The sequence below is a fragment of the Microbacterium sp. NPDC055357 genome, from assembly GCF_053644835.1.
The window spans coordinates 248,097-259,731 of record NZ_JBSHLZ010000002.1 but is presented as its reverse complement, the minus strand read 5'-3'; the positions used below and the strand labels follow the sequence as shown (position 1 = coordinate 259,731).

The 11,635-nt window shown below is 69.6% G+C and carries 11 protein-coding genes; 10 read left to right on the top strand and 1 reads right to left on the bottom strand.

Annotated elements, in window-relative coordinates:
- The first annotated feature begins 61 nt into the window (after positions 1-61).
- Positions 62-1,606, top strand: coding sequence for an ABC transporter permease (locus ACWICD_RS04430; protein WP_376128318.1), 1,545 nt, complete (start codon positions 62-64; stop codon positions 1,604-1,606).
- Positions 1,607-1,640: 34 nt separating this feature from the next.
- Positions 1,641-2,666 carry an ABC transporter permease gene (locus ACWICD_RS04425; RefSeq protein WP_376128320.1) on the top strand — a complete coding sequence of 342 codons (1,026 nt, stop codon included), beginning with the start codon at positions 1,641-1,643 and terminating at the stop codon, positions 2,664-2,666.
- A 5-nt stretch (positions 2,667-2,671) separates the two neighbouring features.
- Here the strand turns inward: ACWICD_RS04425 and ACWICD_RS04420 are convergent, their stop codons facing one another.
- Positions 2,672-3,274: a PH domain-containing protein gene (locus ACWICD_RS04420; protein ID WP_376128322.1), complete on the bottom strand. Its 603-nt coding sequence runs from the start codon at positions 3,272-3,274 to the stop codon at positions 2,672-2,674.
- Positions 3,275-3,336: 62 nt separating this feature from the next.
- Here ACWICD_RS04420 and ACWICD_RS04415 point away from each other — a divergent pair, with 62 nt between their 5' ends.
- The 8 genes from ACWICD_RS04415 (at position 3,337) to ACWICD_RS04380 (ending at position 11,618) form a co-directional block, all read left to right on the top strand.
- Positions 3,337-5,091: a dipeptide ABC transporter ATP-binding protein gene (locus tag ACWICD_RS04415; protein WP_454139389.1), complete on the top strand. Its 1,755-nt coding sequence runs from the start codon at positions 3,337-3,339 to the stop codon at positions 5,089-5,091.
- 111 nt (positions 5,092-5,202) lie between these two features.
- Positions 5,203-7,116, top strand: coding sequence for a translational GTPase TypA (gene typA / locus ACWICD_RS04410; RefSeq protein WP_454139388.1), 1,914 nt, complete (start codon positions 5,203-5,205; stop codon positions 7,114-7,116).
- Positions 7,117-7,162: 46 nt separating this feature from the next.
- Positions 7,163-7,948, top strand: a complete 786-nt coding sequence (locus tag ACWICD_RS04405) for an AzlC family ABC transporter permease (RefSeq protein ID WP_454139387.1) — start codon at positions 7,163-7,165, stop codon at positions 7,946-7,948.
- The gene (locus ACWICD_RS04400; RefSeq protein WP_376128329.1) at positions 7,945-8,259 is read left to right on the top strand and encodes an AzlD domain-containing protein; all 315 of its coding nucleotides are present in this window, start codon (positions 7,945-7,947) and stop codon (positions 8,257-8,259) included. The genes ACWICD_RS04405 and ACWICD_RS04400 overlap by 4 nt, the downstream gene beginning before the upstream one ends.
- Before the next feature lie 9 nt (positions 8,260-8,268).
- A complete protein-coding gene (locus ACWICD_RS04395; RefSeq protein ID WP_454139386.1) occupies positions 8,269-8,664 on the top strand; it encodes a histidinol dehydrogenase in 396 nt (131 codons plus the stop codon).
- A 10-nt stretch (positions 8,665-8,674) separates the two neighbouring features.
- A complete protein-coding gene (gene fdxA, locus ACWICD_RS04390) occupies positions 8,675-8,995 on the top strand; it encodes a ferredoxin (RefSeq protein WP_376128333.1) in 321 nt (106 codons plus the stop codon).
- Positions 8,996-8,997: 2 nt separating this feature from the next.
- Complete coding sequence (gene dapC / locus ACWICD_RS04385; RefSeq protein WP_454139385.1) at positions 8,998-10,113, top strand: succinyldiaminopimelate transaminase; 1,116 nt, start codon at positions 8,998-9,000, stop codon at positions 10,111-10,113.
- A 206-nt stretch (positions 10,114-10,319) separates the two neighbouring features.
- Entirely contained in the window at positions 10,320-11,618 is a 1,299-nt protein-coding gene (locus tag ACWICD_RS04380) for a citrate synthase (RefSeq protein WP_454139384.1), read from the top strand.
- Positions 11,619-11,635 lie beyond the last annotated feature (17 nt).

The window sequence follows — 11,635 nt, the reverse complement described above, 5'->3', positions numbered from 1 at the left end:
GTTCGGGAATCAGTCCGTCGAGGCGCTCGCCTCGACCCGATCGAAGGAGACCGGATACCCCATGGTGGGATTCGTCCTCAGACGCATCGCCGTCTCGATCCTGGTACTGCTCGCGGCATCCTTCCTGATGTACGTGCTCGCGGCGAACTCCGGCAACCCGCTGCAGGACCTCGAGGGAAGCAACGCGCCGAACCGGGATCAGCTCATCGCGGCGCGGATCAACGCGCTCGACCTGGATGTGCCTCCCGTGCTGCGCTACTTCCTGTGGCTCGGCGGAGCGGCCCAGTGCCTCGTCCCGTTCGTCGGCACGTGCGACCTCGGCCTCACGATCTCCAACGCCGCCGTCACCGACATCCTGCCGCCGGCGATGGCCTCGACGCTGCAGCTCGTGACCGCTGCGTTCCTCATCGCCATCGTGCTCGGCGTCGCGGTCGGTATCGTCACCGCGCTTCGCCAGTACAGCGGCTTCGACTTCAGCGTCACCCTGCTGAGCTTCTTCCTGTATTCGCTGCCCTCGTTCCTCATCGCGGTGCTGTTGAAGGAATTCCTCGCGATCGGGTTCAACGACTTCCTGCAATCGGCCACGACCATCCCCGCCTGGGTGATCGCGCTCGTCGCGGTCGTCAGCGCCATCGTCTGGCAGGCGATGATCGGCGGCCCGGTTCGCCGGCGCCTCGTCGTCGCCGTCGCCTCGGGCGGCGTGACGGCGGCTCTTCTCATCTACTTCGACATCGTCGACTGGTTCCGCCAGCCCGGACTCGGCCCCGTCGGCCTCTTCCTCCTCATCGGGGGGACCGTCGTGCTGACCACGGCGCTGTTGGCGGGGCTCGAGAACCGCCGCGCCCTCATGATCGCCGCCCTCAACGGCGCGATCGCCTACGTCTGCTACTTCGCCCTGCAGGGCCTGTTCAACGTGTCGACGCTCGGCACCCTCATCATCCTCGGGCTCGTGGCGATCGCCGTCGGCATCGGATCGGGGCTCCTGCTGGGCGGACCCGACCGCGGGATGGCGGCGCGCATCGGAGGCATCGTCGCCTTCGTGTCGAGCGGCTTCGTCGTGCTCGACCGGTACATGCAGTCCTGGCCCGAGTACATGGCCAACCCGCGGATCAACAACCGCCCCATCGCCACCGTGGGCGCCAGCACCCCCGGCTTCAACGGCGACGTGTGGCTCACGGGCATCGACAGCTTCACCCACCTGCTGCTGCCGACCGTCGCCCTGCTGCTGATCTCGTTCGCCGGCTACACGCGGTACGCCCGCGCGGGCCTGCTCGAGGTGATGAACCAGGACTACATCCGCACGGCGCGCGCCAAGGGCCTGCCCGAGCGCACGGTCGTCATGCGGCACGCCCTGCGCAACATGCTCATCCCCATCGTGACGCTCATCGCAACCGACGTCGGCGCCCTGCTCGGCGGCGCGGTCATCACCGAACGCGTCTTCGCGATCAGCGGCATGGGCTCGCTCTTCGTCCTGGGCATCACGCGCGTGGACGTCAACCCCGTCATGGGGTACTTCCTCGTCATCGCGATCACCGCGATCGTCTTCAACTTCCTCGCCGACCTCGCCTACGCGGCGCTCGATCCTCGAGTGCGGGTGGCCGCATGATCGCCGAGAACCGCTCGTCCCGGGAGGTCGTCCGATGAGCCAGCAGATCATGCCCGAGCCGCCGACCCCGGCCGCGGCGCCCGACGACGAGAACACGGTCGGAGTGAGCCAGGGGCGGCTCATCCTGCGTCGCTTCTTCGCCAATCGCGTGTCGGTGGTCTCCGGCATCCTGTTCCTGCTGATCGCGATCTTCTCGATCTCGGCGATCGGCATCGGGCCGATCCCGGGCTGGTGGCACCACAACTACACGACGCTCAACACGCAGCAGAACGGCGGGGCACCGACCATCTCGCTCATCCCGCAGTGGCTCGGCGGTGCGGGCATCGCGCTGGGGGAGCACCCGTTCGGGCAGGACCGCATCGGCATCGACTACTTCGCGATGACGATGCGCGGCATCCAGAACTCGATCGTCGTGATGTTCGTCATCTCGATCGTCGGCACGGTCGTGGGCACCGTCATCGGGGCGATCGCCGGGTACTACCGCGGCATCGTCGACTCGATCCTCATGCGGGTCACCGATGTCTTCATCGTCATCCCCGTGCTCGTCATCGGCGCCGTCGTCGGACGCGCGACCGGCGGCCTGGGCGTCTGGCCGCTCGCGTTCTTCCTCGCGATGGTGTCGTGGATGACGATCGCACGTCTCGTGCGCGGCGAGTTCCTGACGCTGCGCGAACGCGAGTTCGTCGAAGCGGCACGTGTCGCCGGCGCCAGCGACGCCCGCATCATCTTCAAGCACATCCTGCCCAACGCGATCGGCGTCGTGATCGTGGCGGCGACGCTGCTGGCGGCGGCGGCGATCCTGCTCGAGACGGCGCTGAGCTACCTCGGCCTCGGCGTGCGTCCGCCGGACGTCTCGCTCGGCTTCATCATCTCGGACAACCAGTCCGCGTTCCAGACGCGTCCGTGGCTGTTCTGGTGGCCGGCGACGTTCATCGTCCTGCTCGCCCTGCTGATCAACTTCGTCGGCGACGGCCTGCGCGACGCCTTCGACCCGCGCCAGAAGCGCTTCTCGCTGCGGCGGACGAAGGAGCCGGTCGAGAGTCGGCGAGAGCGCACATGAGCGCGTCAGATCAGCAGCGCCGCGCACACGAGTCCCGCGACCCCGGCGACGATCGCCGCGACCGACAGCGTGCGCGGGCTCACGGCGACGGGCGTCTCACCGGCGACACCCGACTCGACGCGACCGGTGCGCAGACCCTCCTGCCAGCGCCTGCGCACGAGATCGGCGGCGCGGCCCGAGTCGGTCGTCGGCAGGTCCGACGGGCGGATGCCGGGGGCCGAGGCCGCTTCCGATCGCCGATGCGCGCGCGCGGCGCGGACCCCCGCCATGGCGCCCGGCGCCGGTGCAGCGGTCGCGCTGATGCGACGACCGGGCGTGTGCACGAGGAGCGAGTAGCGCGTCTCGACGTGGATGACCGCGGCCCACGGCACGCGGTACTCCACGACGACGTTCGCGATCGTCACCCGGTCGTCATCGACCGCGACGAACGGCGCCCACAGCAGCGCCCACACGAGCACACCCGCGGATGCCGCACCCACGAGCAGTCCGGGTGCCGCCTCGCCCGCGGCCGGTACGACGAGGGCGGTCACCGCGAGGGCGGCCAGCGCCACCCAGATCGTGACGCTCAGCACTCGATTGAACATCGGACGGAAGACGAGCCGCGGCATCCGGTCATTCTGTCATCCCCGCACCCGGGTCGCCTCGGTCGCGGGACAGGGAGGATCTCTTCATGAGCACGACCGAGCAGCCGAACGGCGCCGCCCTCGAGATGACCGACGTCAGCGTCGACTTCGCCGTCGACGACGTCTGGGTGCCCGCGGCCAAGAACCTCACCTATGCGATCGAACGCGGCCAGGTCGTCGCCGTCGTGGGGGAGTCGGGGTCGGGCAAGAGCGCGAGCTCGATGGCCGTCCTCGACCTGCTGCCGCGCAACAGCCGCGTCCGGGGCAGCATCAAGGTGAACGGCCGCGAGATCGTGGGAATGGGTCCGCGCCAGCTGCGCCAGCTGCGGGGGCCGCAGGTCGCCGCCATCTTCCAGGAGCCCATGACGGCGCTCAACCCCGTCCTCACGGTCGGCTTCCAGGTCGTCGAGGCGATCCGGGCGCACACGTCGAAGAGTCCGTCCGAGGCGAGGGAACGCGCGATCGAGCTGCTCGGTCTGGTGGGACTGCCCGATCCCGAGAAGGCGTTCGCCTCGTACCCGCACCAGCTCTCGGGCGGCCAGCGCCAGCGCGCCATGATCGCGCAGGCGATCAGCCTCGATCCCGCTCTTCTCATCGCCGACGAGCCCACGACCGCGCTCGACGTGACGGTCCAGGCCGAGATCCTCGATCTGCTGCGGGATCTGCGCGACCGCCTGGACTCCGCGATCCTGCTCATCACGCACGACATGGGCGTCGTCGCCGACCTCGCCGACTGGATCGTCGTGATGAAGGACGGCGAGATCGTCGAGCAGGGCGACGTGCGGCAGGTGCTCGAGCACCCCCGCCATGCGTACACCCGCGCGCTCCTGGCCGCCGTGCCGCGCCTCGGCGAGGGCGCGGGCGGAGACGTCGTCGATGTGGTCGAGAGCCTCGCGCACGTCGTCGACGTGGTCGAGGCCGGCACCGCGGGGAGCGAGCGCGCGGCCGACGTCGCCGTCGTCTCGGAGCCCGTGCTGGAGCTTTCCGGGGTGTCGATCGAGTACGGCAAGCGCGGGCGCGTGGCGGCGTTCCGCGCCGTCGACGACGTCTCGCTCGCGATCGGCGAGGGCGAGATCGTCGGTCTCGTCGGGGAATCCGGCTCGGGGAAGTCGACCATCGGGCGCGCCTCGATCGGCCTCCAGCCGATCGCCGAGGGCACGCTCGTCGTCGACGGCATCGACATCAGCTCGGGCTCGCGGAAGACGATCGCGTCGCTGCGCCGCAAGGTCGGCATCGTCTTCCAGGACCCGTCGTCATCCCTCAACCCGCGGTTGCCGATCGGCGAGAGCATCGGCGAGCCGATCCTGCTCGCTCGCGAAGCGAAGGGCGCGGCGCTCGACAAGCGCGTGGAGACCCTGCTCGACGAAGTGCACCTTCCGCGCAGCTACCGCAACCGCTACCCGCACGAGCTGTCGGGCGGGCAGAAGCAGCGCGTCGGGATCGCCCGTGCCCTCGCCCTGCAGCCGCGACTGCTCGTGGCCGACGAGCCGACGAGCGCCCTCGACGTGTCGGTGCAGGCGCACGTGCTCGAACTGCTGCTCCAGCTGCAGTCCGAGCACAAGTTCGCGTGCCTGTTCATCAGTCACGACCTCGCCGTCGTCGACGCGATGGCCGACCGGATCATCGTGCTTCACCACGGCAGGATCGCCGAGCAGGGCACGCGCGACCAGATCCTGCGTGATCCGAAGGAGCCGTACACGCAGCGGCTCATCGCCGCGATCCCCGTGCCCGATCCCGACGTGCAGGCCGCGCGTCGAACACTGCGGCACCAGCTGCTGCGGGCCGAGGGCGACGCGGTCTGACACTCCGCGGCGCGTACGTACGGGAGCCGCCCAGGCGTCTGCGATAAACTGGAACGTCGGACCCTCGAGTTTCGGCCTCTCCGCTTCCCAGACCTCGCAAGGATCCCTCTCATGGCGCGTGCCCTCCGTCCGGACCTCCGCAACGTGGCGATCGTCGCCCACGTCGACCACGGCAAGACCACGCTCGTCGACGCGATGCTGCGTCAGACGGGCTCGTTCGGCTCACACGAGCACCTCGAAGAGCGCGCGATGGACTCGAACGACCTCGAGCGCGAAAAGGGCATCACGATCCTCGCCAAGAACACGGCGATCACCTACAACGGGGCGCACTCCGACGTGCCCGTCACGATCAATGTCATCGACACTCCCGGTCACGCCGACTTCGGCGGCGAAGTCGAGCGCGGGCTGTCGATGGTCGACGGCGTCGTGCTGCTCGTCGACTCGAGCGAGGGCCCGCTCCCGCAGACGCGGTTCGTGCTGCGCAAGGCACTCGAGTCGAAGCTGCCGGTCATCCTCCTGGTCAACAAGACCGACCGCCCCGACGCGCGCATCGCCGAGGTCGAGGAGGAAGCGCACGACCTGCTGCTCGGCCTCGCCTCGGACCTCGTCGACGATGTGCCCGACCTCGACGTCGACGCGCTCCTGGATGTGCCCGTCGTCTACGCGTCCGGTCGCGCCGGCGCCGCCTCTCGCAACCGCCCGGCGAACGGCGAACTTCCGGACAACGCCGACCTCGAACCGCTCTTCGGCGCGATCCTCGAGCACGTGCCGGCTCCGTCCTACGACGATGAGGCGCCGTTGCAGGCGTGGGTGACGAACCTCGACTCGAACCCGTTCCTCGGCCGTCTCGCGCTGCTGCGCGTCTTCAACGGCACCCTGAAGAAGGGGCAGACGGTCGCGTGGGTGCGCCACGACGGATCCCAGGCCAACGCCCGCATCACGGAGCTGCTGAAGACCCGCGCGCTGGAGCGGTACCCTGCCGAATCCGCCGGCCCGGGCGACATCGTCGCGATCGCCGGCATCGAGGACATCACGATCGGCGAGACGATCGCCGACCCCGAGGACGTACGGCCGCTGCCGGCGATCTCGGTCGACGATCCGGCGATCTCGATGACGATCGGCACGAACACGTCGCCCCTCGTCGGCAAGGTCAAGGGTCACAAGCTCACGGCGCGCATGGTGAAGGACCGCCTGGACCGCGAGCTCATCGGCAACGTCTCGCTCAAGGTCGTCGACATCGGCCGTCCCGACGCCTGGGAGGTGCAGGGCCGCGGTGAGCTGGCCCTCGCGATCCTCGTCGAGAACATGCGCCGCGAGGGCTTCGAGCTGACGGTGGGCAAGCCCCAGGTCGTCACGCGCCGCGGCGACGACGGCAAGGTGAAGGAGCCGTTCGAGCACCTCACGATCGATGCCCCCGAGGAGTACCTCGGTTCGATCACGCAGCTGCTCGCGGCGCGCAAGGGACGCATGGAGACCATGACGAACCACGGCACCGGGTGGGTGCGGATGGAGTTCGTCGTACCCTCGCGCGGTCTCATCGGCTTCCGCACGGAGTTCATGTCGACCACGCGCGGCACGGGCATCGCCAACGCGATCTCGCACGGCTACGACGACTGGGCCGGGCACATCCAGGCCCGCCAGAACGGGTCGATCGTCGCCGACCGCTCGGGTGTCGCGACGCCGTTCGCGATGATGGCGCTGCAGGAGCGGATGAGCTTCTTCGTCCAGCCCACCGAAGAGGTCTACGAGGGGATGGTCGTCGGCGAGAACTCCCGCGCCGACGACATGGACGTCAACATCACCAAAGAGAAGAAGCTCACCAACATGCGCTCCTCGACGGCGGACACGTTCGAATCGATGACACCGCCGCGCCAGCTCTCGCTCGAGGAGAGCCTCGAGTTCGCGCGCGACGACGAATGCGTCGAGGTCACCCCCGAGAAGGTGCGCATCCGCAAGGTGATCCTGGGCCAGACCGAGCGCGGCCGCGCGACGTCGCGCCTGAAGCGTCAGGACGCCAACGCCTGACCGCCTGATGGCACGCCGGGGCGGCGGGGGTCGGTAGGCTCATCGAGTGACGCTGGATCCCACCTTCGACGACGCGCACGAGCCCGGTGAGGCGCGTCGTGCGGCCCGCGAGGGACTCGGCGTCGCCCTCGCGACGAGCGCGTACGGTATCTCGTTCGGCGCGCTCGCGGTTGCCTCCGGACTGGACGTCTGGCAGACCTGCGTCCTGAGCCTGCTCATGTTCACGGGCGGGTCGCAGTTCGCCTTCGTCGGCGTCATCGGCGCCGGGGGACTCGCCGCCGCGCCCGCCGCGATCGCGTCGGCGTCGCTCCTCGGCATCCGCAACGTCGCGTACGGCATCCGGATGTCGCACGTCATCGGCGGCGGCGTCTTCAAGCGCGCCGCAGCCGCACACTTCACGATCGACGAGTCGACGGCCGTCTCGCTCGCCCAGCGCACACGGCACGCGCGCTCGATCGGCTTCTGGGTCACCGGCATCGGCATCTACGTCGGCTGGAACCTGTCGACGCTCGCGGGCGCCCTGCTGGGCGACGTGCTGGGGGATCCGAAAGCCTACGGACTGGATGCCGCGGCCGCGGCCGCCTTCCTCGCGCTGCTGTGGCCGCGCCTGCGCCGCCGGCAGCCGATCGCCGTCGGGATCGCCGCGGCCGTCGTCGCCACGATCCTCACCCCCGCGCTCATGCCCGGGCTGCCCGTGCTCGTCGCCGCTGTCGTGGCGATCGTCGTCGGATGGTTCAACTGGCTGGGCGAGCCTGGCACGGGCCCTGAGGCCGGTCCTGCTCCGGGCGCGGGGGCCGGCGGGGACGTGCCGGAGAGGGACGGACTGCCATGACGATGTGGACCGCCGTGCTGGTCGCGGCCATCGTGTGCGTCGCGCTCAAGACGCTCGGATACCTCGTTCCGCCGCGCTGGTTCGACGCGCCCCGCCCGGCGCGCACGGCCGATCTGCTCACCGTCGCCCTGCTCGCCGCGCTCGTCGCCGTGCAGACCTTCGGGGTCGGGCAGGACGTGACCGTCGACGCCCGCGTGCCCGCCGTGCTCGTCGCGGCGGGTCTGCTCCTGCTGCGCGCACCGTTCCTCGTCGTGGTCGTGGCCGCCGCGATCGTCGCGGCCCTCCTGCGGCTGTGGGGATGGGCGGCGTAGGCTGACCCGGTGGGTTTCTCGTGGACGCGTGTCAGCACGTGGATCGTCGCTCTGGCCGTGGGCGCCGCGTACGGCCTCGCGGGCACGATCGCGCACGCGTACGTCGTCATCGGGATCCCTCTCGGAGTGGTGCTCGGACTGCTGGGGTGCGGGGCGCTCGTCGTCGCCGTGCGGTTGCTGACGGGCGACCGCTGGGCGGCCCTCGCGACGGGGCTGGGCATGACGATCGCGACCCTCGTCTTCTCGGGGCGAGGCCCCGGCGGGTCGGTCATCGTGCCCGAATCCGCGTTGGGAACCGTGTGGACGCTCGCCCTGCCGATCATCGTCGTGCTCGTCGTCGCGTGGCCTTCACGGCTGCCGGTGGCGGCTCCGCCGATCGACCGAGGTGCTGCGCAGGCGAACTAGACTGGCAGGCGTGACGTACGTGATCGCCCTTCCCTGCGTGGATCTCAAAGACCGTGCCTGCATCGACGAATGCCCCGTCGACTGCATCTACGAGGGCGAGCGGATGCTCTACATCCACCCCGATGAATGCGTCGACTGCGGTGCCTGCGAACCGGTCTGCCCCGTCGAGGCGATCTACTACGAAGACGACGTCCCCGAGGAGTGGCAGGACTACTACAAGGCCAACGTCGAGTTCTTCGACGACATCGGTTCGCCCGGGGGTGCTGCCAAGACCGGCGTGATCCCCAAGGACCACCCCATCGTGGCCGCACTGCCGCCGCAGGAGCATTGAGCATGGGGGTCGCCGACCTCGCCGACTACCCGTGGGACGCCGTCGCTCCGTTCGCCGAGCGCGCCCGCGCCCACCCCGACGGGATCGTCGATCTGTCGATCGGGTCACCCGTCGACGAGACGCCCGCCGTCGTGGCTCAGGCACTCGCATCGGCGACGGACGCGCATGCCTATCCGCAGACGATGGGCACGCCGGCGCTGCGCGCCGCGATCACGCAGTGGTACGAGCGCCGCCGCGACGTGGCGGGACTCACACCCGACAACGTGCTGCCGACGGTCGGCTCGAAAGAGCTCGTCGCGCTGCTTCCGCTGCTGCTCGACCTCGGCCCCGGCGACGTCGTCGTGCACCCCACGGCCGCGTACCCGACCTACGAAGTGGGTGCACGGCTCGTCGGGGCGACACCCTTCGCATCCGACGATCCCGCGGAGTGGCCTGACGAGACACGGCTCGTGTGGGTCAACTCGCCGGGAAACCCCGATGGGCGCGTGCTCGACGTCGCGGCGCTGCGGGCTGCCGTGCAGCGGGCGCGCCGGTTGGGCGCCGTCCTCGCCTCGGACGAATGCTATGCCGAGCTGGGCTGGGATGCACCGTGGGACCGCGCCCTCATCCCCTCCGCGCTGGATCCGCGGGTCACCGACGGCGACCTGCACGGCATCCTCGCGGCGTATTCGCTCAGCAAGCAGTCCAACCTCGCCGGCTATCGGGCCGCGTTCCTCGCGGGGGATCCCGCGCTCGTCGGCCGACTGCTCACGGGCCGCAAGCATCTGGGCCTCATGCTGCCGGCACCCGTGCAGCGTGCCATGGCGGCCGCACTCGCCGACGACGAGCACGTCGCCGCACAGAAGGAGCGCTATCGCGCGCGGCGTGACGTGCTGCGCCCCGCGCTCGAGGCGGCGGGCCTGCGGATCGACGGCAGCGAAGCGGGCCTGTATCTGTGGGCGACGGAAGACCGCGACGCGTGGGAGAGCATGGATCGCCTGGCCGAGCTCGGGATCCTCGCCGGTCCGGGGCATTTCTACGGCGCGCACCATCCGCGGCACGTCCGTCTGTCGCTCACGGCGACCGACGAGCGCATCGCCGCCGCGGCCCAGCGACTGCGCGCGGCGTCCGAGGTCTGACGGTTCGCCGGCGGCAGGAGGAATCCTCCATCGGATTCCCCAGACCTTTGGCGGTGTCCGAAGCTGTGTGTCGAGCCGACTAGGCTGTAGGGGCGCAGCGGCGTGGCATCCCTCGCCTCTGCAGCAGTCCGACGACAGCGACCCTGACGGGCCGCCACCCGAACGGGCACCCCCACCGCAGACCCAGGACATCGCGAGGAGGCGGCGTGAGCGACGCGAGCACCCAGCAGGACAAGGCCATCCTCACGATCGGGGATCGCACGGCGGAGTTCCCGGTACTGCGTGGGACCGACGGTGCTCCCGTCGTCGACGTCTCGACGTTCACGCGGCAGACCGGCCACACCGCCCTGGACTACGGATTCGTCAACACGGCGGCGACGAAGTCGGCCATCACCTACATCGACGGCGACGAGGGCATTCTGCGTTATCGCGGGTACCCCATCGAACAGCTCGCGAAGAACAGCACCTACCTCGAGGTGGCGTGGCTGCTCATCTACGGTGAGCTGCCGACCGCCGACGAACTCGCCGACTTCGACAACCGCATCCGCCGGCACACGCTGCTGCACGAAGACCTCAAGCGCTTCTTCTCGGCCCTTCCCCACACGGCGCACCCCATGTCGGTGCTGTCATCCGCCGTCTCGGCGCTGTCGACCTACTACGAGCACGAGTCGGACCCGCACAATCCCGAGCACGTCGAGCTGAACACGGTGCGAATGCTCGCGAAGCTGCCGGTCATCGCCGCGTATGCCCACAAGAAGAGCGTCGGGCAGGCCTTCCTCTATCCCGACAACTCGCTGAGCTTCGTCGACAACTTCCTCAAGCTCAACTTCGGCGTCCTGAGCGAGGGCTACGAGGTCAACCCCGTCATGTCCCGTGCGCTGGAGCGACTGCTCATCCTGCACGAAGACCACGAGCAGAACGCCTCGACCTCGACCGTCCGCCTGGTCGGCTCGACCGGCGCCAACCAGTTCTCGTCGATCTCGGCCGGCATCAACGCCCTCTACGGCCCGCTGCACGGCGGCGCGAACGAAGCGGTGCTCGACATGCTCGCGCGCATCCGCGACTCGGGCGAGAGCGTGCAGCGCTTCGTCGAGCGGGTCAAGAACAAGGAAGACGGCGTCAAGCTCATGGGCTTCGGGCACCGCGTCTACAAGAACTACGATCCGCGGGCCAAGCTCGTCAAGGAGTCGGCCGACGAGGTGCTGCGCGAGCTCGGGGTGCACGACCCGCTGCTCGACCTGGCGAAGGAGCTCGAGGAGATCGCGCTCAACGACGACTACTTCCAGGAGCGCCGGCTCTACCCGAACGTCGACTTCTACACGGGTGTCATCTACAAGGCGATGGGGTTTCCCACGCGCATGTTCACGGTGCTGTTCGCGATCGGGCGCCTGCCGGGCTGGCTCGCGCAGTGGCGCGAGTCGATCAACGACCCGCAGACCAAGATCGGCCGCCCGCAGCAGCTGTACATCGGCGCCGCCGAGCGCGGCTACCCCGGCATCGCCTGACGCGCGCTCGCCCGTTC